Source organism: Mycobacterium sp. MS1601 (assembly GCF_001984215.1).
GTDB lineage: Bacteria > Actinomycetota > Actinomycetes > Mycobacteriales > Mycobacteriaceae > Mycobacterium.
This window is the reverse complement of sequence record NZ_CP019420.1, coordinates 4,725,190-4,746,826: the sequence shown is the minus strand read 5'-3', so window position 1 is coordinate 4,746,826 and position 21,637 is coordinate 4,725,190. Positions and strand designations below refer to the sequence as shown.

The 21,637-nt window shown below is 66.2% G+C and carries 23 protein-coding genes and 1 other RNA gene; 9 read left to right on the top strand and 15 right to left on the bottom strand.

The annotated features are described in order from the left end of the window. Positions 1 to 23: 23 nt before the first annotated feature. A complete protein-coding gene (panB, locus tag BVC93_RS22915; RefSeq protein WP_083741260.1) occupies positions 24 to 863 on the top strand; it encodes a 3-methyl-2-oxobutanoate hydroxymethyltransferase in 840 nt (279 codons plus the stop codon). Positions 864 to 940: 77 nt separating this feature from the next. On the opposite strand, the gene BVC93_RS22910 is transcribed toward panB, so the two are convergent. Further along, positions 941 to 1,726, bottom strand: coding sequence for an enoyl-CoA hydratase/isomerase family protein (locus BVC93_RS22910; RefSeq protein WP_083739464.1), 786 nt, complete (start codon positions 1,724 to 1,726; stop codon positions 941 to 943). Beyond that, on the bottom strand, positions 1,723 to 2,394 hold the full coding sequence (locus tag BVC93_RS22905) for a TetR/AcrR family transcriptional regulator (protein ID WP_083739463.1): 672 nt from the start codon (positions 2,392 to 2,394) through the stop codon (positions 1,723 to 1,725). The genes BVC93_RS22910 and BVC93_RS22905 overlap by 4 nt, the downstream gene beginning before the upstream one ends. 168 nt (positions 2,395 to 2,562) lie before the next feature. Here BVC93_RS22905 and BVC93_RS22900 point away from each other — a divergent pair, with 168 nt between their 5' ends. The 4 genes from BVC93_RS22900 (at position 2,563) to BVC93_RS22885 (ending at position 7,477) form a co-directional block, all read left to right on the top strand. Continuing rightward, entirely contained in the window at positions 2,563 to 3,312 is a 750-nt protein-coding gene (locus BVC93_RS22900; protein ID WP_083739462.1) for a DUF1989 domain-containing protein, read from the top strand. Continuing rightward, on the top strand, positions 3,309 to 3,944 hold the full coding sequence (locus BVC93_RS22895) for an urea amidolyase associated protein UAAP2 (RefSeq protein ID WP_083739461.1): 636 nt from the start codon (positions 3,309 to 3,311) through the stop codon (positions 3,942 to 3,944). The genes BVC93_RS22900 and BVC93_RS22895 overlap by 4 nt, the downstream gene beginning before the upstream one ends. Then, complete coding sequence (locus BVC93_RS22890) at positions 3,941 to 5,935, top strand: 5-oxoprolinase/urea amidolyase family protein (protein ID WP_083739460.1); 1,995 nt, start codon at positions 3,941 to 3,943, stop codon at positions 5,933 to 5,935. Before BVC93_RS22895 ends, BVC93_RS22890 begins: the two co-directional genes overlap by 4 nt. Positions 5,936 to 6,016: 81 nt before the next feature. Then, the gene (locus BVC93_RS22885; protein ID WP_083739459.1) at positions 6,017 to 7,477 is read left to right on the top strand and encodes a CYTH and CHAD domain-containing protein; all 1,461 of its coding nucleotides are present in this window, start codon (positions 6,017 to 6,019) and stop codon (positions 7,475 to 7,477) included. 144 nt (positions 7,478 to 7,621) lie between these two features. Here the strand turns inward: BVC93_RS22885 and BVC93_RS22880 are convergent, their stop codons facing one another. The 10 genes from BVC93_RS22880 to BVC93_RS22830 all read right to left on the bottom strand — a co-directional run bounded on the left by BVC93_RS22880 (position 7,622) and on the right by BVC93_RS22830 (position 16,049). After that, complete coding sequence (locus BVC93_RS22880) at positions 7,622 to 7,894, bottom strand: hypothetical protein (RefSeq protein ID WP_192860074.1); 273 nt, start codon at positions 7,892 to 7,894, stop codon at positions 7,622 to 7,624. Position 7,895: 1 nt separating this feature from the next. Further along, the gene (locus BVC93_RS22875; RefSeq protein ID WP_083739457.1) at positions 7,896 to 8,948 is read right to left on the bottom strand and encodes a hypothetical protein; all 1,053 of its coding nucleotides are present in this window, start codon (positions 8,946 to 8,948) and stop codon (positions 7,896 to 7,898) included. 763 nt (positions 8,949 to 9,711) lie between these two features. Then, an RNA gene (rnpB, locus tag BVC93_RS22865) (RNase P RNA component class A) lies at positions 9,712 to 10,122 on the bottom strand. 249 nt (positions 10,123 to 10,371) lie between these two features. Further along, positions 10,372 to 10,707: a DUF222 domain-containing protein gene (locus BVC93_RS22860; RefSeq protein ID WP_192860073.1), complete on the bottom strand. Its 336-nt coding sequence runs from the start codon at positions 10,705 to 10,707 to the stop codon at positions 10,372 to 10,374. A gap of 279 nt (positions 10,708 to 10,986) precedes the next feature. After that, positions 10,987 to 11,802 carry an ExeA family protein gene (locus BVC93_RS22855; RefSeq protein WP_083739454.1) on the bottom strand — a complete coding sequence of 272 codons (816 nt, stop codon included), beginning with the start codon at positions 11,800 to 11,802 and terminating at the stop codon, positions 10,987 to 10,989. Beyond that, positions 11,799 to 13,259, bottom strand: coding sequence for a DDE-type integrase/transposase/recombinase (locus tag BVC93_RS22850; RefSeq protein ID WP_083741259.1), 1,461 nt, complete (start codon positions 13,257 to 13,259; stop codon positions 11,799 to 11,801). Before BVC93_RS22850 ends, BVC93_RS22855 begins: the two co-directional genes overlap by 4 nt. Positions 13,260 to 13,384: 125 nt before the next feature. Beyond that, the gene (locus tag BVC93_RS22845; RefSeq protein WP_083739453.1) at positions 13,385 to 13,972 is read right to left on the bottom strand and encodes a helix-turn-helix domain-containing protein; all 588 of its coding nucleotides are present in this window, start codon (positions 13,970 to 13,972) and stop codon (positions 13,385 to 13,387) included. Positions 13,973 to 14,134: 162 nt separating this feature from the next. Further along, positions 14,135 to 14,377: a hypothetical protein gene (locus BVC93_RS22840; protein WP_157517040.1), complete on the bottom strand. Its 243-nt coding sequence runs from the start codon at positions 14,375 to 14,377 to the stop codon at positions 14,135 to 14,137. Positions 14,378 to 14,486: 109 nt separating this feature from the next. Continuing rightward, entirely contained in the window at positions 14,487 to 15,107 is a 621-nt protein-coding gene (locus BVC93_RS22835) for a class I SAM-dependent methyltransferase (protein ID WP_083739451.1), read from the bottom strand. A gap of 3 nt (positions 15,108 to 15,110) precedes the next feature. After that, positions 15,111 to 16,049 carry an NAD(P)/FAD-dependent oxidoreductase gene (locus BVC93_RS22830; RefSeq protein ID WP_083739450.1) on the bottom strand — a complete coding sequence of 313 codons (939 nt, stop codon included), beginning with the start codon at positions 16,047 to 16,049 and terminating at the stop codon, positions 15,111 to 15,113. A 46-nt stretch (positions 16,050 to 16,095) separates the two neighbouring features. Here BVC93_RS22830 and BVC93_RS22825 point away from each other — a divergent pair, with 46 nt between their 5' ends. After that, positions 16,096 to 16,668, top strand: coding sequence for a helix-turn-helix domain-containing protein (locus tag BVC93_RS22825; protein ID WP_083739449.1), 573 nt, complete (start codon positions 16,096 to 16,098; stop codon positions 16,666 to 16,668). On the opposite strand, the gene BVC93_RS22820 is transcribed toward BVC93_RS22825, so the two are convergent. From BVC93_RS22820 to BVC93_RS22810, 3 genes are read right to left on the bottom strand one after another with little or no spacing between them, the layout of a single operon-like run. Continuing rightward, on the bottom strand, positions 16,665 to 17,729 hold the full coding sequence (locus BVC93_RS22820) for a bifunctional RNase H/acid phosphatase (RefSeq protein WP_083739448.1): 1,065 nt from the start codon (positions 17,727 to 17,729) through the stop codon (positions 16,665 to 16,667). The two genes, BVC93_RS22825 and BVC93_RS22820, sit on opposite strands and share 4 nt — an antisense overlap. After that, positions 17,726 to 18,463, bottom strand: a complete 738-nt coding sequence (locus BVC93_RS22815; protein ID WP_083739447.1) for a zinc ribbon domain-containing protein — start codon at positions 18,461 to 18,463, stop codon at positions 17,726 to 17,728. The genes BVC93_RS22820 and BVC93_RS22815 overlap by 4 nt, the downstream gene beginning before the upstream one ends. Further along, complete coding sequence (locus tag BVC93_RS22810) at positions 18,453 to 19,604, bottom strand: Nif3-like dinuclear metal center hexameric protein (RefSeq protein WP_083739446.1); 1,152 nt, start codon at positions 19,602 to 19,604, stop codon at positions 18,453 to 18,455. Before BVC93_RS22810 ends, BVC93_RS22815 begins: the two co-directional genes overlap by 11 nt. On the opposite strand from BVC93_RS22810, the gene BVC93_RS22805 reads away from it, so the two are divergent. From BVC93_RS22805 to BVC93_RS22795, 3 genes are read left to right on the top strand one after another with little or no spacing between them, the layout of a single operon-like run. Continuing rightward, positions 19,552 to 20,268, top strand: a complete 717-nt coding sequence (locus BVC93_RS22805; RefSeq protein ID WP_083741258.1) for an HAD-IA family hydrolase — start codon at positions 19,552 to 19,554, stop codon at positions 20,266 to 20,268. The genes BVC93_RS22810 and BVC93_RS22805 overlap by 53 nt on opposite strands. Next, positions 20,261 to 20,737 (top strand): low molecular weight protein-tyrosine-phosphatase, encoded by a 477-nt coding sequence (locus BVC93_RS22800; protein ID WP_083739445.1) that lies wholly within the window; start codon positions 20,261 to 20,263, stop codon positions 20,735 to 20,737. Before BVC93_RS22805 ends, BVC93_RS22800 begins: the two co-directional genes overlap by 8 nt. Further along, positions 20,734 to 21,558 (top strand): SURF1 family cytochrome oxidase biogenesis protein, encoded by an 825-nt coding sequence (locus BVC93_RS22795; protein WP_083739444.1) that lies wholly within the window; start codon positions 20,734 to 20,736, stop codon positions 21,556 to 21,558. The genes BVC93_RS22800 and BVC93_RS22795 overlap by 4 nt, the downstream gene beginning before the upstream one ends. Positions 21,559 to 21,637 lie beyond the last annotated feature (79 nt).

Genomic DNA, 21,637 nt, shown 5'->3' with positions numbered 1-21,637 from the left:
CAATGATGTCTGCATCAAGCGGGATCCAAGAGCAGCATGCCTACGGCGCTGCCTCCGACACCAAGAAGCGCGTCAAAGTACGCACGCATCATCTGCAGCAGTGGAAGAGCGAAGGCCACAAATGGTCGATGCTCACCGCTTACGACTACTCCACGGCACGGGTGTTCGACGACGCCGGCATTCCGGTGCTGCTGGTGGGTGATTCCGCGGCCAACGTCGTCTACGGATACGACACCACCGTGCCCATCACGATCGATGAGCTGATCCCCCTGGTGCGCGGCGTCGTCAAGGGTGCTCCGCACGCTCTGGTGATCGCGGACCTGCCGTTTGGCTCCTATGAGGCCGGCGCCCAACAGGCTCTTGCCACCGCCACCCGCTTCCTGAAGGAGACCGGTGCCCACGCGGTGAAACTCGAGGGCGGCGAACGTGTGGCCGAGCAGATCGCCACGCTGACCCAGGCCGGTATCCCGGTGATCGCGCACATCGGCTTCACCCCGCAGAGCGTCAACGGCCTCGGCGGTTTCAAGGTGCAGGGCCGCGGTGACGCTGGTGAGCAGACCATCCACGACGCCATCGCCGTGGCCGAGGCCGGTGCGGTGGCCGTGGTGCTGGAGATGGTGCCCGCCGAACTGGCCACGCAGATCACCGGCAAGCTCACCATCCCCACCGTGGGCATCGGCGCAGGCCCCAATTGCGACGCCCAGGTGCTGGTTTGGCAGGACATGGCGGGCATGACCTCGGGCCGCACCGCCAAGTTCGTCAAGCGCTTCGGTGACGTGGGTGGCGAATTGCGCCGCGCCGTAACGCAGTACGCCGACGAGGTGGCCAGCGGAGTGTTCCCCGCCGAGGAACACTCCTTCTGACCTCTGCCCTGCCCCGAGACTGACTTCAGGGTGGGATGTCGCGAGAATCTGCGCCCTGAGGTGAATCTCGAAGGACGTCAGGCGAACTTCGGCGCGCGCTTGTTCAGGAACGCGTCGATTCCCTCGCGGCCGTCGGCTCCGTCGGCGTTGGCCGAGATCAGGTCGGCCTCGAGCGCCATCTGGGACTCGATGTCGTTGTCGAATGACGCGAGCACCAGCTTCTTCACCGCGGCGCTGGACTGTGCTGCGCCCGTGGCTATCTGGGCTGCCAGCTCGGTTGCACGAGCGCCGACGTCTCCGGGAACCACTTCGTTGACCAACCCCCACTGCAACGCTTCGGCGGCCGACAGGGTGCGGTTGGTCAGCATCAGTTCGGTGGTGCGGTGCGGGCCGATCAACCTGGGCAGGTAGTAGGAGGCGCTGCCGTCGGGGCTCAGTCCGGCCTTGGTGTAGGCCATGGTGAACGTCGCAGCCTCCGAGGTGAGCACCAGATCGCCCGCCACCGCCAGGGAGAACCCGGCTCCCGCGGCCACGCCGTTGACGGCCGTGATCAACACGGCGTCCATCCGGGCGAAAATCGAGATGGCGCGGTGCAGATCATCGGCGATGCCCTTGACGAACGCCCCGGGCCCGGCGGGTGATGCTGCCATGGCTTTGAGATCGCCTCCGGCACAGAAGAACCTGCCCGCGCCGGTCAGTACCACAGCCTTGGCATCGGAGCCCGCCACCTGCTCTGCCACCTCGGCCAGTTCGCGGGTCAGCACGTCGTTCATACCGTTGGCGGCCTGCGGCCGGTTCAGCGTGATGGTGGCGACGGGGCCGGTGCGCGCAAACAGCAGGGTGTCGAAAGCAGCAGAGGTCATGCCGAGACGTTAACCGGTGCGCTGAGCAGCTGGTCAGCGGTCCCCTGTCTGAGTACGGTGAAGTCTCCCGACCAGCCCAGTGCACGCAGCGCGCCGTCAGCGATCACCCACGGCTGATCCGGCGGGCACTCGTTGTCGTCGGAGCGCCGGTTGATCACCGATTCCACCAGCCGGAACGGCAGATCGTCGGCGTCAACCGGGCCGTCGCACTCACGTATCACCTGGACAGCCAACTTCCCGTAGTGCGCGCGCAGGGCGGCCCGTCGTTCCCGGAATCCGGCGAAGCGGTCCACCCGAAGTTCCGGCAGCAGGTACAGCGCGCCCAGATTCCATCGGCTGCCACACAGTTGGCGGACGTCGCTGACCACCAGCAGGTGCAGCCGGGGCGCCGCCGGGGATGCCTCGGCCAGCAGCTCACCGGCCAGGATCAGAGGGGCGTCGACAGTGCCCGCCAGCAGTGCGTCGAGGATGTCGTCTTTGGTGGCGAAGTGGTGGTACAGCGAGGCCTGCCGCATCCCCACCGCGTCGGCGATGGCCCGCGTCGAGGTGCTCGAGAATCCGTTGGTGGTGAACAACTCAGCGGCCGCGTCGAGGATCTCTTCACGGGCGGTCTTTCCCGGGCGCCGGGACTGCTCCAGGCGCGGACGCCCTCGGCCGTCGGTGCGCATGCGTCACATTGTCGCATTACCGGTTGCCGCGCCTACCCGACCATCTGCGCCTATAGTAATTTCTATCAGTCGACAGAAATTGTCATGCGAACGTAACAGTGCAGATATGACCCCGGAACGAGCGCCCTCAAAACTTTCAGTCGACAGTTAATCGTCACAGGAGGAACCATGAGCACCGCGTCGACCGACGGCGCCCGATCGCATGCCCGGTCCCAGGCCGGTGGCGCCATGCACGTGCCCGCCACCCCAGCTGGTGTGGATCCCACCCGGCTGACATGGGCCGAGAGCGTGCCCGCCGGCTCGTACACCACCAAAGTGCTGGGCCGAGGCAGCCGACTGCGCCTGGCCGACCCCGACGGCCACGCGTGCGCCAACCTGTTGCTCTTCCGCGCCGACGCCAACTGGGAGCGGCTCAACGTCGCCGACACCATGAAGGTGCCGTGGCAGGCTTATCTGAGTGTGGGCCACCCCCTGCTCTCCGACCAGGGCCGGGTACTGGCCACCGTCGTGGCCGACACCTCCGGACACCACGACATGCTCTGCGGAATGACCCCGGCCGCACAGGCTTCCATGCTCTTGGCTGCCCTCAAGCACGGCATGGACATCCGCGACGTCGCGCCGTCGGCCACGTTCTTCCAAGGGGTGCGCGCGGGCGCCGACGGTGGCCTGCAGTTCACCGGATCGGCAGGCCCGGGCACCTACGTGGACCTTCTTGTCCACCTGCCCGTTGTGGTGGCGCTGGTGAACTCCGCACACCCGCTGGACCCCGGCGCCGACACCACCGCGCTCGACGTACTCGCCTGGCGCGCCGACGACGAACTCGGCACACCGGTCAACTCCGACCCCGAATACTTGCGCGCGCTGTTCAACACCGAGAGCACCTGGGCTCTGGCCCGCAACAGTGAGGCATTGTCATGACCCTGACATCGGCAATCGTGTCCGACGAAACCGTGGCCGCGTGCGCACCGTGGTCGACGGTGCTGCGAGCAGGCCAGCATCTGCAGATCATCGACCTGCACGGCAACCAAGCCGTCGACACCTTGTTCTACGGCGTGTTCCCCGGCACCAACCAGGTGGATCCGAGCAAGCGCTACAGCTGCCAGACCACCGTCGCCACCCAGGGCAACATCTTCCTCACCACCGGATCCGTACTGCGCGCCACCGACGGCACCGCGCTGGTGACCATCGTCGCCGACGAGGTGGGCAACCACGACACCCTGGCAGGCGCCTGCTCCAAGGAGTCGAACACGCTGCGCTACGGACACCACACCGTGCACCAGCACGCGTGCGCGGAGAACTTCTTGGCCGAAGGCGCCAAATACGGTATGGGCAAACGGGATATCGTGCCCAACATCAACTTCTTCATGAACGTTCCGGTGGAAGCCGACGGCACCCTCGGCATCGTCGACGGACTGTCCGCCCCAGGCAAGTCGCTGACGGTGCGCGCCGACACCGACACCCTGGTGCTGGTGTCCAACTGCCCGCAGATCAACAACCCCTGCAATGGCTTCAACCCGACTCCGGTGCGAATGGTGACCACCGCGCCATGACCGCCAAAGTCGACGTGGTCGAGGCCGGGATGCTGACCACGGTGCAGGACTGGCCCGGCCGAGTCGGCTACTGGCACGTCGGGGTTCCGCCGTCAGGCCCCATGGATGATCTGTCGTTTCGCATCGGCAACCGGTTGCTCGGCAACCCCGAGGGCGCGCCGGGCCTGGAGTGCACCCGCGGCGGGCCGACGCTGCGCTTCCCCGACGGGGCACGAGTGTGCGTCACCGGGGCGGCGGTCCCGGTCAGCGTGGACGGTTCCCCGGTGCCGCAATGGCAGTCGGTGTCCCTTCCCGCAGGCGCGACACTGACCGTGGGCGCGGTCACCGGACCCGGTATGCGTAGCTACGTCCTGTTCGCCGGCGGCCTGGTCGAACCCGAGTATCTGGACAGCACAGCGACTTTCACCATGGCCGCATTCGGCGGGCATGACGGCCGGGCGTTGCGCGCCGGGGACCACCTGACCATCGGCGCCGATCCCGGTCCGCATGAACTGCGCGCCGCCAGGGCTGCCATCGACGAGCAGCCCAGCATCGGGCACCGGTGGGAGCTGGCCGTGACCGAGGGCCCACACGGGGCTCCGGAGTTCTTCACCCGCGCCGATATCGACACTCTGCTGGGCACCGACTACATCGTGCACTTCAATTCCGATCGCACCGGTGTGCGCCTCGAAGGCCCCAAGCCGCAGTGGGCCCGCACCGACGGCGGCGAAGCAGGCCTGCACCCGTCCAACATCCACGACAACGCGTATTGTGTTGGCGCACTGGACTTCACCGGCGACACACCGATTCTGCTCGGCCCTGACGGGCCCAGTCTTGGCGGCTTCGTCTGCCCGGTGACGGTAGTTCGCGGTGACCGCTGGAAGTTGGGTCAACTGGCGCCCGGCGACACCGTGCGGTTCGTCCCTGTACGTGCCGATCGCGCACCGTCGTTGCACACCCTCGACGTCGAACGACGCGCGTCGTTCCCGACGGTGATCTCGGCCGCCGGCGACGCCGATGACGGCGTGCTGTCCCGCTTCACCACCCGTGACGGCACCGCGGTCACCCTGCGTCGCAGCGGCGACGGTGGTGTGCTCGTCGAGTACGGGCCGATGTTGCTGGATCTGGCGATGCGTGCCCGGGTGCACGTGCTCTACGAGGAATTGTCCGCACGCGCAATCGACGGCATCACCGAGATGGTGCCCGGGGTGCGGTCACTGCAGGTGCAGTTCGACCCGTGCCGGTTGAGCATCGGCGAGCTCACCGATCTGCTGGCCGGCATCGATGAATCCCTGCCCGCCACCGACCAACTCGTGGTACCCAGCCGCGAGGTACGCCTACCCCTGTCCTGGGACGACCCGTCCACACACGAGGCGATTCAGCGCTACATGCACGGCGTGCGCGCCGATGCGCCGTGGTGCCCGTGGAACATCGAGTTCATCCGGCGAATCAACGGCCTGACCGATGTGACACAGGTCCACGACATCGTCTACGACGCCCAGTACCTGGTGCTGGGTCTGGGCGATGTGTATCTCGGGGCGCCGGTCGCCACTCCCCTGGACCCGCGACACCGACTGGTAACCACCAAGTACAACCCGGCCAGGACGTGGACGCCCGAGAACGCGGTGGGCATCGGCGGCGCCTACATGTGCATCTACGGCATGGAGGGCCCCGGCGGTTACCAGTTCGTGGGGCGCACCACGCAGGTGTGGAATCACTGTCACCCGCACGCCGCGGGATCCTTCGAACCGGGCACGCCGTGGCTGCTGCGGTACTTCGATCGCATCAGCTTCTATCCGGTGAGCGCCGCCGAACTGCTGGACCTGCGCGCGGACACGGCCGCCGGGCGCGGGCGCGTGGACATCACCGACGGCACCTTCTCGCTGCCGGAATATCTCGGCTTCCTCGACGCGGAGGCCGACCCCATTGCCGCCTTCCGACGTCAGCAGGCCGACGCCTTCGCCGCGGAGCGTCGGGCTTGGGACACCGCCGGGGAGTTCACCCGAAAGTAGTCGCCGGGACGTGTAGCTCGTTGTTCACTTGGATGTGGCACTCTGTTCAAATTCTCGGACCCATCCAGACCGAAGGTGCACATGCCAAGCGCGAAACCGACCCGGCACAAGGAGATCGAGCGCAAGTTCGATGTGACCGAATCGACGGTGTCTCCGTCCTTCGACGGACTGTCCGCCGTTGCACGAGTGGAGTTGTCACCCGCGGAGTCACTGGATGCGGTCTACTACGACACCGCGGGGCACGATCTGGCCGCCCGCAAGATCACGTTGCGGCGCCGCACGGGTGGCAGCGACGAGGGATGGCATCTGAAGTTGCCCGCGGGCGCCGATACGCGCACCGAGGTCCGACTACCCCTGGACTCCGGGGAGGACACGGTTCCAGCTGACCTGCTGGACGTGGTGCTGGCCATTGTGCGCGACCGCCCGCTGGCGCCCGTCGCACGCATCACCACCACCCGCTACATCCAGCTGCTCTACGGTGCCGACGGGGTGGCCCTGGCGGAGTTCTGCGACGACCAGGTGAGCGCATGGGCCGCCGGCGGCGACGAGCAGGCCTGGCGGGAATGGGAGCTGGAACTGCTGTCCCCCGACGCCGACCCCGCGCTGCTCGGCCGGCTGAGCAACCGGCTGCTCGATGCCGGCGCCGCACCGGCCGCCAGCGGCTCGAAGCTGGCGCGGGTCCTGGGCAGCGCGCCCGCCAAGGCTCCGATTCCCGAAGACCCGGTGCACCGCGCCGTCGCCCAGCAGGTCGCCGACTTAGTGGAGTGGGACCGGGCCGTACGCGCCGATGTCTGGGATTCGGTACACCAGATGCGGGTCACCACCCGCAAGCTGCGCAGCCTGCTCAAGGAGTCCGAGGAGTCGTTCGGCCTGGCCGACGACAGCTGGGTGCTCGAAGAGCTCAAGGCGCTGGCCGCGATCCTGGGTGTGGCACGTGATGCCGAGGTACTGGCCGAGCGGTACGAGAAGTCGCTGAGCGATCTGCCCGACGAACTGGTGCGTGGACCCGTACGCGAGCGCCTTGTCGACGGCGCCCAGAAGCGGTACGCCACCGGGCACCGACGCTCGCTGTCGGCCATGCGAACCACCCGCTACTTCCGGCTCCTCGACGCGCTCGAGGCCCTGGCCACCTCCGAGCCCATCGTGACCGAGGGCACGGAACCGACACCGGTGACGATCGACTCGGCCTACAAGCGGGTGCGCAAGGCCGCCAAAGCCGCCGACGAGGCGACCGAGAATCGCGACGAGGCGCTGCACCGGATCCGCAAGAGCGCCAAGCGATTGCGCTACACCGCCTCGGCCCTGGGCGCTGACAAGGTGGCTGCCGCGGCCAAGGAGATCCAGACCCTGCTCGGCGAGCACCAGGACAGCTACGTCAGCCGGGCGCACCTGATCCAGCAGGCCGAAGCCGCCCACGCCGCCGGCGAGGACACCTTCACCTATGGGCTGCTCTATCAGCGTGAGTACGAATTCGCCGAGGCGGCGCGCATCCAGGCCGAGGACGCACTTGCCTCACTGCACAAGGCGGTGCGCAAGCTCTGAGGGGCGAACGAGCTGGCCTGTCAGCCGGATTCTGTCATCCGGCAGTTTGCTTCAAAACAAGTCACGCCGGGACGAAAGAAGCGGCGGCGATAGCGATGGCGTGATCACAGATGGCGATAGCGCGGCGACAGACTGCATATGGAGTTAGCTGAGCCGCCGCCACAGTCGCCGAACCTTGCCGATCGCCAGTGACGCAGCCCCGTAATGATGCGCGGGTTCGGCAGTCAAGACGACGCTCACCACGACATTCTGAAGTTCGCGGGGCAGCGATGGAAGCTCAACCGGATGCGTAGCAGTCACGCCAACTCCGTAGTCACATCCATCGTTCTTGATGCCGACACTCACAACGCCGACACCATCGAGCAAGCGGTCCGCGATCATGTCGCGAACTTGTTCAGCCTGCTCATATGTCGACAAGTCAATCTCCAGCTAGTGCGACGTCAAATGAGACGAGCGCAGCTTCTAACGGACTCGCCCAAGAGTATTCCCGGTTTCCGGCAAACAACAGGCCAAACGGTTGCCACATATCTGTTGTAGCAACGATGGAGCCACTGTCGCCATAAGTGCTGAACAAGCCCTCACCGGAGGACTTGATCTGGTACTGCCGGGCGAAGTGCATGAGCTTCTTGCCGTACCAAGCCGCTATCCGGGTCTCGAACTGATCGACCACGCCGAAGGTCAAGCCCGTACTGGCGCCAAGCTTGGCGCATCGGGTCCCCGGTGCCACACGACTGTTCCGTAGCGGCCCGAATGCGAAACCCTCAGGTCTTGGGTTATATGTCACGTCCTCTGCTAGTTCGGCTATTGCGCCGTCAAACGTATTTATCTCATCAACCGCTGGTGAGACTGCCTGGTAGACCTTCCCGATACGCCGAGCGCCAGAACCTCGGAACTCCGGCTGCCAAACGACACCACCTTGTGTGCGGTTGAGTACATGCGAGTTCGAAATGACGGCTGACCCCAGGTGCTGGCCCCAGACGATCGCACCGAGCGTCCCGAAGGAATCCTTCACTGAAGATATCGCGCAGCCAGGCACTACAGGGTCATACACCTGCTGGACGGAGGCTTGTGCCGTGATACGCCCGGTCTCGTAAAACGATATGTCGCTTCCAAACTCATTCTCGAGCACTTCCATCAACCCGTGTGCGGACGGTGACTTGATGTCCTCGAAGCCGACGCCGACCGAGTCTCCCTTCGGCCCCCTGACGCCAACCGTGGTCACTCCCGTTGCAACAGCACCGATAGCCGACTCAAGAAGATGCTCGTAGCCGGATGGCAAGAGGGTTTTCTGCAGATGCTCGACGTCCGACCAGAAGGAGCTCTCAGCCGAGTCCTTTGCTTGACAGTAAGCTTCCCCCAAGCACTCGCGTACTAGTTTGTCGACGCCCGACTCGGCGGCTTCGACGAGGTCTTGGGGGTGAGGCAAGAGAATGGCTCCAAGCATGCCGGCGATGCCAGCAGCATCTCTCATGATTGCCTAGGCAAAAGGGAACCGGCCGACTGTGATGCGGTCGCCATGCTTCCGGCTTGTGCGCTCGCTTCTTTGCTACCGACAACGTCAACTCCGAGTAGAACTAAACCCAACACGATGAGGATCAGTCCAAAAACGCAGAAGAACTTCGCTGGAGGGGCATCTAGCAGTTTCAGGAGGACATCGAGAAACTTCTCAGGCAGTGCAGCCTGAGACGAACCCGTGTTGAGCTTTCGGAAGGTGTCCCTAGCGCCAATGAGGAGGCCTAACAGCGTCGAAAGGACCCCAAGGCCGACCAGAATGAAACCCAGCCAATCCATTGCAGCAGACGTTTCCCTCCTGCCAGAGCGCGTCCAGCTCGTGGCACGTGAGCCTAAGGCCAGACTAAGAGTGCCGCAATTTGACATTCACTGCGCGTTCCCCCGCAGTCAACAAACGAAATCAACGCGAATTTGATACGAACGGATGACAACGCTGGCACCAACCGCTCTACGGTTCGGCAGCCGCCTATCCAGCTGGACGACCCCAAGGTGCGACCACACGTGGACCGACATTTACCGCTTGCACCATGAGACTTCTGCGATCCAACTGTTCCTTCTGGGCTAACTGGGGCGAATAGTGATCCTGTTCGCTACGAAGCCAATCGAGCCGAACTCGTCGGCCGTGGCATTTCTATGCGAATCCTTTGGTTGGTGGCTCGAATCGTCACCGCCCGACAACTGTGTGGCCAAGTTCGTCGAATCGCGCTCAGACTGCTGAGGGGCGAACGAGCTGGCCTGTAAGCCGGATTCTGTACTGAACCGCGAGGGTTCAGTGGCGACCATCCATCTGGGTACACCGTCGCCGGGTACCTCAAGCGGCCTACCCGCAGACTCGGGCGAGCAGCCCTCAGGCGTCTGCGCAATCGCGCCCCCACGCGATCTTCTTGGCCTTGCTTCGGGTGGGGTTTGCCAAGCCATCCCGGTCACCCGGGATGCTGGTGCGCTCTTACCGCACCGTTTCACCCTTACCAGTACTGGCGGTCTGTTTTCTGTGGCACTGTCCCGCGAGTCACCTCGGATTGCCGTTAGCAATCACCCTGCTCTGTGAAGTCCGGACTTTCCTCGAATCGCCGGCCGTCCCTCCTCCCCCTGTGCAGGACCGGTCGGTCTTCCGCGGCCGCCCGGCCAACTCGTTCGCTCACTCAAGGTACTGGTTGGCGCGCGTGAAATGCGAATGAGCTGACCGCCGGCGCATCGGCGACGACGGCTGGACCCACCGCACCTGGCCAGGAGTGACGGACGGTGTCAGTGCCCGGCAGGGCTCTTGCTCGATCTAATCGATGCGGTACATCCACATCAGGGCATCGTGGGTGCGTTGGCCGTGGGTGCGGGTGTCGGCGCGTTTCTGCTCCTCACTCGGCGTTCCCGATACACAGGGGGTGTCATTCCAGGATCGGTTCCAGCAGCGCCCAGGCGTGTGGGGTGAGCAGTCCGTCGATCGGAATCAACCCATCCGGGCGTTGTGTGCCGCGCCGCAGATACGCCCGCGCCACCCGATCCTCATCGCAGAATTCGCCGTCCTGATTCAACAGATACGCCAACCGGTCAGCGGCTGTGACGAACTCGTCGACGGTCAACGCGGACGCGTGTGTGGCTAGTTCAGCTTCGGCGGACTCCCGGGTCTGGGCATCAACAAACGCTGGGAGTTTCCGAAAAAACGACGTCATGGTGGTGATGTGGTCGGTGCTGATCACTCCGTGGGCTTGGCCGTGGGCCACGCCGGCGCCAAGGCTTCCCCGGTCAGAGACTGCCGCGGACCCAACAACTCCGCGTTCGTCAGGCGGCGGTAGGCGTCGGCGTCGCTGATCCGCAACCGGGCGGCCAGCACCTTGGTTGTTGCGCGTCATTGACGGTGACCATGGCGGCGTCACCGATGGTGATGATGATGCAGTGATGAGAACGGCCCCGCTCGGTGTGGTGAGCGAGGCCGTGGTGGTCTCGGTGACGGGATCGTCGTCGAGGTGATGCAGTGGTGGTCGGGCTGGTGGGAGTCTCGTTTAGTCCGAGGCTGTTTCGCTGATCGCGATGCGGGCTGCCTTCTCCCCAACGATGGAATGCCCGGCCGCGAACGCCGCCGTCAAGGCGTGCAGGGCGAGGTTGTTGACCGCGCGGGGATGTCCGCGGGAGGCGTTGTGGATCAAGGTGACGGCGTCGTCGGCGAACAGGACATCGGAGCGGCCGGCGATCTTGGTGTGATGGCTGATGTAGTCAGCAGTGTCCGCTGCGGTCATCCCGGGCAGGGTGTAGCGGACCGCGATGCGTTGATCCAGGGCGGCCAGCACCCCGAGGCGCAGCCGGTGCCGCAGGGTGGGCTGACCGACCAGCACCACCGCAAATGGTGACCCGGAATCCATGTCGTGGTTGGTCAGAAGTCGGATTGCTTCGAGTTGATGGTTGTCGAGCAGGTGCGCCTCATCAACGACCAGCACCGGGTTGCGGCCCCGTTCGGCATGTTCAGCGGCCAGGGCGTCGGCGGCCTGAGGAGCGAGGCGGGCGGTGTGGAACACCGGGGTGTGCCCGAGGGCGGCCACGATGTGGGTGAGCATGCCGCGCACTCCGATGGTGGGGTTGGCCAGGTAGATGATGACGTGCCGGGCCGGGTCCAGTGCGGTGGCGGCGGCGCGGATGGCCACGGTTTTGCCGGCGCCGACTTCGCCGGTGATGACCCCGATGGCGCATTGGTTGACACACCAGCCGATGCGGGCGATCGCTTCACTGTGGCCGGGGTGGCGGTGCAGCATCGACGGCGCCAGGTTGCGTCCGAACGGCATCCGGGTGAAACCCCAATGTGATTGCAGCCGTTCGATACTCATGCCGACACCTCATCGTCACGAGGGGCGTTGTCGGATCCGAGGTCGGTGATCGACAGTTGACCAGGGATCTGGTTGGTGTCGGTGCCGTAGAGGGCGTGGTAGCCGATGCGTTCATCGTGGCGCAGCTGGTCGTGGTGGGCGGCGGCGGTCAACGCCAGGTAGTCGATCCCCGTGGTCGCCGGCGGTGGATCGTTGCGGGTTTCGGGTCGGGCTTTCGGGTGGGCGTGGCGGGTGATGGTGTGTGCGATAGCGGCGCCGAAACTCTGCTCCCGGTAGCGGACCTCGATCGTTTCTAAATCGAAGGGACTGAAGACCAGCTCGACCTTGCGTCCGGCCAGGGCGGGGTCGACTCGGTAGGTGTTGGAGTGCAGCGAGACGGTGGCGGTCTTGGTGACCACCCGGAACTCCGACCATAGGAAGGCTTCGGTCAGATCCGCGGCGGTCGGCAGGGCCGGTGGCCCGCCGAGGCGATTCCAGCCGTCCTCCCACCGGGTCAGCGGGGCTTGCCCGGTTTCGGAGTGGGTGCGGCGGTGGTATTCGGTTTCGACCCACGCCATGAACAGCCGGTTGAGCTCCAACAACGCCGCACGGTGGTCGACCCCGGCGGCGGTCAAGTCTTCGGCGGTGGTGTCGGTGACCTCGACGAGGAACTGTTCGCGCACGGTGCGGAAGAACCGTTCGATTTTGCCGCGGCCTTGCGGGCGCCCGGGTGTCGAATGGACCAGTCGGATACCGAGTTTCGCGCACGCCCGTAGCAGCCAGGCATCCACGAACGCCGACCCATTATCCACATAGATCGACGCGGGGACGCCGCGGGCGGCCAATGCCGGTTTCAGGGCGGCGGCCAGACGTACGGTGTCTTCGGCGAACCCGAACCGGTGCCCGACCACCACCCGAGAATGGTCGTCGAGGAACGCGAAGAGGTAGGTTTTGCGGTCCCCGACCCGCGGGCCGTGCAGCGCATCACCGACCCAGAGCTCGCCTGGGTCAGCAGCTTCGAAGCGACCGAACACCTCGACTGCGTGTCCGGCGGTCGGGCCCATCACCTCACACCGGTGAAAGTGGCGCAGCAGCGTCGACTCCGAGGGTGCCCACCCCGTCGCGGTGCGCAAGATCCGGGCTACCTGGGCCACGGTGCGCGAGGGGTTTTCTCGTTTCAGCGAGACCGCCAGCTCCAGCACCGCGGTGTCGGTGCGGGTGCCCAGCCGCCGCGGCTCCGGGACCAGGGCTTCGAATCCGCCGGCGCGGTAGCGGCGGATCCAGCGGTCCAGAGTCGGTCGTGCGATCTGCACCTGGGTGCCGAACGGATCGATATGCCGGCGCTCGGCGATCTCACGAACCAGTTTCCCGCGCTGCTTGGTCGACAGCCCTTCCTCCAGCGCAGGGCAGATCAGCTGATACCGAAACAACCCGATCGCTTGGGCTCGTTCCCGACGTTTGTGGTCTTCCAACGACACCGCCACGTTCTCCTCACAGGTGTTGACGGCCCGGCCCGAAACCAGTGCCGGGCAGGTGCCTTCGGCGAGAATCGCCGATCACGCCGCTCGGCGTCAGGGGCAACTGGTGTTGCGTGCACCCCACGTCATGCCGGAGACCAGTCCGGCGCCAACAGCCGGCCGCCGCTGACCGCCACCATCACCAGCGGCGGCGTCACCACGCCCAGCACCCCAGCCGGGCCGAACCGCGCACCGATCGCCGCAGCGGCTGCGGCGACGGCGGTCACGAGGTCACGCCAACCGCAGCCAGACCCGTCAGGGATCGCCACGTCGATTCCGGTGCGGACCGCGACCCGGAGAAACCACGATCGGATCGGCTCCACCCGCCCAGCCAGTCGGCGCAACCACCCCCGCACCGTGCTCCTCGGCAACTCCAGGTTGGCTGCGATGCGGCGATGCCCCCAGCCATGGCTGCGCAGAACCAGGACATTCCAAATGGTCTGTGCGGCATATCCTCTGCGCAGCAGTGTCATCACCGGTAGCAGCACGTGGGTGACCAGACAGGAGCGGCAACGCCCCCGTCGTGGACGCACCGGGCCGGTGACACCATGGACGCGGCGAACGCGGGCGAAACCCCACCCACCGAGCACTCCGTCAGGACAGGACGGGCAGCCGATCTGGCCGGCGGAAAGCCGCGATTCGACGTGAACAAGATCAGCCTCTACCGTCACCATGAGTGCCTCCGTGCACTACAGCGCGGCACCCTGCGAGCCCGCCAAGACTTCAGCGGGGTGCCGCGCGACCCATCAAGACGTCTTCACCCTGACGGTGCACACCAACACCAGCAACTCCGCAGCAAGCCGGGGCCTCACATCGGCACCCTCAATGACGATCAACTACCCCGTGGTCATCACTCCGAGAGACGGCCAACACTTGGTGAAGCTTGTGGCACCGAGTTGTTTCGGGGTGCATTGCGTTGTGAGGCGTTGATAGACCGTGTGATCGAGCACCGGCTGCTGACGGGCCACGGTTTCGCGGCGTTGCTGGAGCTCCAACAATTCCCTATGGGTGAACCCGTCAATCGAATACCGGTTCATCCGCGCTGTCGCTTCTTCGATCAGCGTCAGGTCAGCCAGCATCGCCTCCCTGTCCTGCACCACCGATCCACCCATAACTCGAACAGTAGTTCGACCCACCGACACAAAACCCCACCCTGTGACACCAGATGACCAAGTGGCACAAGATGTTTCAGCCCTTGCGTCGTGCCACGATCACATTGTCGGGAATCTCGGCGCGCTGCCCGTCGGGGCCGGTGGCATCACGCATCACCTCCTCGACACGCAGCACGTCCCAATCCGACTCGTCGAGCGCCAGTCCGTCCAACACTTCTTGCGGTGACGGGAGAAGCAGGCCCTGGTGCTTGTGCGCCGACCACGGTGGTGCGGCACCGTGATCGACCACCAGGAAGGTGCCACCCGGTGCGACGGCCGCCGAGGCACGGCGCAGCAGGGCATAGCGGTCCCATTCGACGGGTGAGTGCAGAAATTGCGCAGATACCAGGTCGAACTGCCCTGCCGGGAACGTCTGGGTCAGATCATGGTGCTGAAAGTCTATGCGCGAGGCCAACTCTCCAGCATCCTCGGCCGCCCGCCGCAGGGCCTCGTCGGAGATGTCGACGGCCGTCACCTGCCACCCCTTGGAGGCCAGCCACTTGGCATCACCCCCCTCTCCGCAACCCAGATCCAGTGCGCGCCCGGGCGGCAGCGACGCCACCAACTCGGCGAACCGCACGTTGGGCGTGCCGCTCCAGCGCCGCGGGGATTCCAGGTACATGGTGTTCCACATTTCCTGCGTCTCACTGCTGTTCATGGTTCAGCTCCTCTGTTGGGGAATCGGAAGTCCGACGTCCTCGGACATCAAGGTCTGCATGATCGCTGCGCCGGCCATCGATCCGGCAGCCACCGCGGCGGCCACCTGCGGCATCTGGGCGCTCACGTCTCCGGCAGCGAAAACGCCGGGCACACTGGTGCGGCAGAACGGATCGGTCTTCACCGCGTCCATCACCACCGGGCCGGGATCGGCGAACTCCACACCGAGCCGCTGGGCCAGGGGTGAGCGCTGATGCAGCGTCGCGGCCACCAGCATCCCTTCGCGCGGCAGCCGGTCACCATCGGTGAACACCACCGCCGCCAAACGACCGTCCGCCCCGTCCAGTGAAGCGATGACTCTGTCGTCCACGGAAACCTTTGCTGCCGACAGCAACTCCCGCTGAGCCGCGTCGAGTTCGGCAGGCCCATTGGTGAGCAACAGCACGTCATCACTCCAACCGCGCAACAGCAGGGACGCATGCACGGCACGGTCACCGTTCGCGCACACCGCCAATGGCCGGTCACGCACCTCCCAGCCGTGGCAGAACGGGCAGTGGAAGACCGAGTCGCCCCAGAGTTCCGCGGCGCCGGCGAGTTCCACCGGCCGGTAGTCCATTCCGGTGGCCAGCAGCACGGTGCGGGTGCTGACTTCGACACCGCCGGCCGGGTAAACCACAAATCCGCCGTCGACGGCCACCGCGTCCGCCACGGTACCGTCACGGACCTGCACCGAGGGATAGGCCGCCAACTCCGCACGACCGGCGGCATACAACTCGGCGGGCGGCCGACCGTCGAACCCGAGCAGTCCGCCGATGCCGTGCGCTGCACGGTTGCTCTGCTGGCCGGCATCCAGCACCAACACCCGCCGGCGGGCCCGCCCGAGAACCAGCGCGGCGCTGAGGCCCGCGGCCCCGCCTCCGATGATCACACAATCGAATTCCATGACTCGAGCTTGCCCAGGGTCCACCAAGATGCCAAGCTCATTTGCCATGCAGGCAAATGAGCCCGACGTGGACGCCTTGGTGCGGCGCCGCCTCCGTGAGCTGAGGGTCCGCCAGGGCATGACTCTGGACGACGTATCGCGCCGCGCCCAGATCGACGTCTCGACGTTGAGTCGGCTGGAATCGGGCAAGCGACGACTGGCCCTCGACCACCTACCCCGACTGGCCGCAGCGCTGTCGGTGAGCACCGACGATCTGCTCCGCGAGCCCGAACAGCCCGACCCCCGGGTACGCGGCACGTCACACACTCACAACGACATCACTTTCTGGCCGCTGACCCGGCACGGACCGGCAGGCGGGTTGCACGCCTACAAGATTCGGGTGGATCCCAAGCGCAACACACCGCCCACAGAGTTTCCCGTCCATGAGGGCCAGGACTGGACCTACGTCCTCTCCGGCAAGATGCGCCTCATCCTGGGCGACCGCGATTTCATCATCGAACCGGGCGAGGCCGTCGAGTTCAGCACGTGGACGCCGCATTGGTTCGGCGCCGTCGACGGCCCAGTAGAGGCCATCATGATCTTCGGCGCCCAGGGTGAGCGCCTGCACCTACATACCTAGAGGTAGGACGTCTGGTTCACCAGCCGCACCGACGCCACCCCGTCGGGGTAGAACTCGGCGATGGACAGCGACGCCAGATCCAGATGCAGACGGTAGAGAATGCCCGGGCCGGCATCCAGCGCCATCCGCAGCATGGTCTTGATGGGCGTCACGTGCGACACCACCAGCACGGTGTCACCGGCGTGCTCGGTGAGGATCCGGGTGCGCGCGCGGCGCACCCGGGTATGCACGGCGTCGAAACTCTCCCCGCCCGGCGGGTCGATGCTGGTGTCGCGCAGCCAACGTCCGTGCAGGTCAGGGTAGGCCGCCGACGCCTCGGCGAAGGTGAGTCCCTCCCAGCCGCCGAAGTCGGTCTCGATCAGGTCGTCGTCGACCGTGACATCCAGGTCCAACGCCTTGGCCGCTGCCGCGGCGGTGTCGTAGGCCCGCTGCAGCGGTGAGGTGATCACCGCCGAGATCCCCTCGATGCCAGTGAGATACGCCGCGGCGGCCGCAGCCTGGCGCTGTCCCAGTTCGGTCAGCGGCGGGTTTCCTCGACCCGAGTATCGCCGTTCCACCGACAGCTCCGTCTGGCCGTGGCGCAGCAGCAGCATCTTCGTCGGCGCTCCGCGTGCACCGGTCCAACCCGCCGGATTGGTTGCCACCGCAACCGATTCCGAGCCCGCCGCATCCATGGCCTCGTTGGCCAGCCGGTCGGCATGCGAGTTCTGGGCGCGGGGAATCCAGCGATAGCTCACGCTGTCGAATCTGTCGGCGAGATCGCGCGCCTGTCGATGCAGCGCCGCCAGGTCAGCATTCTTGACCTTCCAGCGGCCCGACATCTGCTCGACCACCAACTTCGAGTCCATCGCCACGTCGACATCGGTGGCGCCCAACTCGGACGCCCCCGTCAGTCCGGCGATCAAACCCCGGTATTCGGCCACGTTGTTGGTGGCCGTCCCGATCGACTCTTTGATCTCGGCCAGCACCGCGGCGTGGTCGGCGGAGAACAGCACCGCCCCGAAACCGGCAGGGCCCGGGTTACCCCGGGAGCCACCGTCAGCTTCGACGAGAACTCTCACGAATCGAAGCCCTTGATGCGCAACAAGATCGCGCCACACTCCGGGCAGCGGACCACGTCGTCCTCGGCGGCGGCGGCGATACGGGCGGACTCACCTCGGTCGATCTCGATGCGACACGCACCGCACCGGCGACCCTGCAGCACCCCGGCACCCACGCCACCGGCGCTGCGTTGGCGCTCATACAGCGCCACCAGATCCGCGTCGAGATTTTCCACCAAGTTGAGGCGCCGCTGCCCGGCCACCGTGCGGTTCTGTTCGATCTCGGCCAACACAGTGTCACGGTCGGCCAACGCATGGGCCACCTCGGCGCCCAGGCGGTCGAGCTGCTCCTGCTCCCCCGCCTGCTGAGCCACCAACTCCTCGCGGCGCTCCATGATCTCCAGCAGCGAGTCCTCCAGCGACGACTGGCGGCGCTCCAAGGTCTCCAGCTCATGCTGCAGCTCCGAAAGCTGTTTGGGATTCACCGATCCCGAAGCCATCAGCGAGCGGTCGCGATCCTCACGCTGACGCACCCCGTCGATCTCGTTCTCCAGCCGACCCACCTGCCCGTCGAGGTCGTCGACGGCGATCTGCACCACCGCCAGCCGATCAGCCGCCGCCCGCTGCTGCGCCTGCAACTCGTCGAGGCGCTTCTGCTCGGCCAGCGTTTTGGCGCGGTGCGCGATCCGGCTCAGGTCGGCGTCGAGCTCGGTCAGCTCCAGGAGCAGACGCTGTTGGGCGGTGTCAGCTTTCATGATTCTCCACATTCCAAGGGTCGGTGCGGATCTCGCTGACCCGCACCGGCAGTCGGCCACCGAAGTGGCGATCCAGCAGTGCTGCGGCTTGGCGGCACCAGGGCTGTTCACTGGCCCAGTGCGCGACGTCCACGAGCGCCACCGGCGAGCCACGCCGGTACTCGTCGGCCGGGTGATGCCGTAGGTCGGCGGTGACGTAGGCCTGGACTCCGGCCTTGTCCACCGCGCCCAGCAGTGAGTCCCCCGCGCCACCACACAGTGCCACCCGCGAGATCACGGCGTCCGGGTCACCCGAGGCGCGCACCCCCCACGAGGTGGCAGGCAGCCGTCGTCGCACCCGCGCCACGAAGGCCGAGAGCGGTTCCGACTCGGGCAGCGTCGCCACCCGTCCGATCCCCACAGCCGACGGCAACGATGCCAATGCGAACACATCGAACGCCGGCTCCTCGTAGGGATGGGCCGCACGCAGCGCGGCCAATACCCGACCCCGCACCCGCGCCGGGGCGATCACTTCCACCCGGTCCTCGGTCACCCGCTCCAGAGTTCCGGGCTCGCCGATGGCCGGGGTGGCACCCGCACCCGGCAGGAACTGCCCGGTGCCCGGCACCGACCACGAACAGTGAGAGTAGTCGCCGATCTGTCCGGCGCCGGCGTCGAACACCGCCGCCCGCACCGCGTCGGTGTGCTCGACGGGGACGAAGATCACCCATTTGTCCAGATCCTGTTCGGATTCGGGTTCCAGGACATCGATGACCGTCAGCCCCAGGGTTTCCGCCAAGGCGTCGGACACCCCTGGCGCAGCGGCGTCGGCGTTGGTGTGTGCGGTGAACAGCGCCGATCCGGTGCGCAGCAGGCGATGGATCAGCGCACCCTTCGGGGTGTCAGCGGCCACGGTGTCCACCCCACGCAGCAGCAGCGGGTGGTGCGCCAGCAGGAATCCCCCGGCCGGAACCTCGTCGACGACGGCCGCGGTGACATCGACGGTGACGGTCACCGAGGTGACGGTCTCGTCCGGGTCACCGCAGACCAGACCCACCGAATCCCACGAGTGCGCGAGGTGCTGAGGATAAGCGGCATCGAGCACCTCGATGACCTCACCCACGCGCACATTCACACTCAGGAACAGTAGTGGTCGCGGCATCGGCGACAATGGCAGCGTGGCAGAACTCGCTCCGACCCCGCAGCTCGTCCTGTTCGACCTCGACGGCACGCTCACCGATTCGGCCGACGGCATTGTGGCCAGCTTCCGTCACGCCCTGGCCGCCGTGGGAGCCGAAGTGCCCACCGGTGACCTGGCAGGCCGCATTGTCGGACCGCCGATGGCACACACCCTGCAGACCCTGGTAGGCGAACAGGCCGACGCCGCGCTGACCGCCTACCGCGCCGACTACACCACTCGCGGATGGTCCATGAACAGCGTCTTCGACGGTATCGAGGACCTGCTCAGAGACCTGCGGGACGCCGGAGTCCGGCTGGCTGTGGCCACCTCCAAGAACGAGATCACGGCTCGACGCATCCTCGAACATTTCGCTCTCGACAAGTACTTCGAGGTGATCGCCGGCGCCGACGGCACCCGATCCGAGAAAGCCGACGTGGTGGCACATGCGCTGGCACAGCTCGGACCGCTGCCGGAGCGGGTGCTGATGGTGGGCGACCGGCGCCACGATGTCGAGGGCGCGGCCGTGCACGGCATCAACACCGTGGTGGTGGGCTGGGGATACGGCAGTGGTGATGTCATCGACTCGGAGCTGCGCGCCACCCATGTGGCCGATATCGCCGGGCTGCGGGAGGCGCTGAGTGCCTGAACCGCTGCATGTGACGTTCGTCTGCTCCGGCAACATCTGCCGGTCTCCAATGGCGGAGAAGATGTTCGCCCACCAGATCGCCGAGCGCGGCCTGACCGACCGGGTGCGAGTGACCAGTGCGGGCACTGGGGCATGGCATGTCGGTGAGGGTGCCGACCGGCGCGCCAATCAGGTGCTGCGTGAGCACGGCTACCCCACCACCCATGTCGCAGCCCAACTGGACGACGACCACCTGGCTGCCGACATGGTGGTGGCACTCGGCCGCAATCACCTGCGGATCCTCACCCAGCTCGGCGTGGAGCCGGAGCGGGTGCGAATGCTGCGCTCGTTCGATCCGCGCTCGGGCGTGCATGCCCTGGACGTCGAAGACCCGTACTACGGCGACCGCGCCGATTTCGAGGAGGTCTTCACCGTGATCGACGCGTCACTTCCGGGGCTGCACGCGTGGGTGGATGAGGCGTTGCGATGAAGCGGTGGGCGTTCGTGTTCAAACCGCAGTGGCTGGCGATGGCCGTGGTGGTGGGTGCGTTCGCGTATCTGTGCTTCACTGTGCTCGCACCGTGGCAACTGGGCAAGAACACCAAGACCTCACGGGAGAACAGCCAGATCACCGCGGCGCTGAACTCTGATCCGGTGCCACTCAAAGACGTTTTGCCGCAGCAGGATTCCGCTGCGCCGGAGTACCAGTGGCACGAGGTCACCGCCACCGGCCGCTACCTGGCCGACCACCAGCTGCTGGCCCGGCTGCGGTTGATCGAAGGGGATCCCGCGTTCGAGGTGCTGGTGCCGTTCGCCGTCGACAACGGTCCGGTGGTGCTGGTCGACCGCGGTTACGTCCGCCCCGAGGAGGGCTCCAAACCGCCTCCGCTCGAAGCGCTGCCCACCGGGCAGGTCACCATCACGGCGCGGCTGCGCGACTCCGAGACCGCCCCCACCGGCCGGGAGCCCTTCACCCAGGATGGCTATCAACAGGTGTACGCCATCGACACCAAGCAGGTGTCGGGATTGACGGGCACTCCCCTGGCCGGGTCGTATCTACAGCTGATCGACGACCAGCCCGGTGTGCTCGGGGTGATCCCGATACCGCACCTGGACGGCGGACCGTTCCTGTCCTACGGCATCCAGTGGATCGCGTTCGGGATCTTCGCACCGGTCGGGCTGGGGTACTTCGTGTACGCCGAGGTCAAGGCTCGCCGGCGAGACCGTGAGGTCGCCGAGCAGAATGCGGCTTCCGAGGCTCCGCCCACCGTCGAGGACAAGCTCGCCGATCGGTACGGCAAGCGGCGCTGACCGCCACCACTTCGCGAGCCGGCCTGTCGGGTCATGCCTACACGGCAACTGCAGTCGAGGGTTTTGCCGTTGTGAGACA

Coding starts and splice junctions, on each gene's coding strand:
- BVC93_RS22845 (WP_083739453.1), bottom strand. CDS start 13,972: ATGGTGACGGTAGAGGCTGATCTTGTTCACGTCGAATCGCGGCTTTCC.
- BVC93_RS22905 (WP_083739463.1), bottom strand. CDS start 2,394: ATGCGCACCGACGGCCGAGGGCGTCCGCGCCTGGAGCAGTCCCGGCGC.
- BVC93_RS22835 (WP_083739451.1), bottom strand. CDS start 15,107: ATGAACAGCAGTGAGACGCAGGAAATGTGGAACACCATGTACCTGGAA.
- BVC93_RS22890 (WP_083739460.1), top strand. CDS start 3,941: ATGACCGCCAAAGTCGACGTGGTCGAGGCCGGGATGCTGACCACGGTG.
- BVC93_RS22855 (WP_083739454.1), bottom strand. CDS start 11,802: ATGAGTATCGAACGGCTGCAATCACATTGGGGTTTCACCCGGATGCCG.
- BVC93_RS22815 (WP_083739447.1), bottom strand. CDS start 18,463: ATGAAAGCTGACACCGCCCAACAGCGTCTGCTCCTGGAGCTGACCGAG.
- BVC93_RS22825 (WP_083739449.1), top strand. CDS start 16,096: ATGCAGGCAAATGAGCCCGACGTGGACGCCTTGGTGCGGCGCCGCCTC.
- BVC93_RS22830 (WP_083739450.1), bottom strand. CDS start 16,049: ATGGAATTCGATTGTGTGATCATCGGAGGCGGGGCCGCGGGCCTCAGC.
- BVC93_RS22810 (WP_083739446.1), bottom strand. CDS start 19,604: ATGCCGCGACCACTACTGTTCCTGAGTGTGAATGTGCGCGTGGGTGAG.
- BVC93_RS22875 (WP_083739457.1), bottom strand. CDS start 8,948: ATGAGAGATGCTGCTGGCATCGCCGGCATGCTTGGAGCCATTCTCTTG.
- BVC93_RS22840 (WP_157517040.1), bottom strand. CDS start 14,377: ATGCTGGCTGACCTGACGCTGATCGAAGAAGCGACAGCGCGGATGAAC.
- BVC93_RS22795 (WP_083739444.1), top strand. CDS start 20,734: ATGAAGCGGTGGGCGTTCGTGTTCAAACCGCAGTGGCTGGCGATGGCC.
- BVC93_RS22885 (WP_083739459.1), top strand. CDS start 6,017: ATGCCAAGCGCGAAACCGACCCGGCACAAGGAGATCGAGCGCAAGTTC.
- BVC93_RS22910 (WP_083739464.1), bottom strand. CDS start 1,726: ATGACCTCTGCTGCTTTCGACACCCTGCTGTTTGCGCGCACCGGCCCC.
- BVC93_RS22895 (WP_083739461.1), top strand. CDS start 3,309: ATGACCCTGACATCGGCAATCGTGTCCGACGAAACCGTGGCCGCGTGC.
- BVC93_RS22900 (WP_083739462.1), top strand. CDS start 2,563: ATGAGCACCGCGTCGACCGACGGCGCCCGATCGCATGCCCGGTCCCAG.
- BVC93_RS22805 (WP_083741258.1), top strand. CDS start 19,552: ATGACCTCACCCACGCGCACATTCACACTCAGGAACAGTAGTGGTCGC.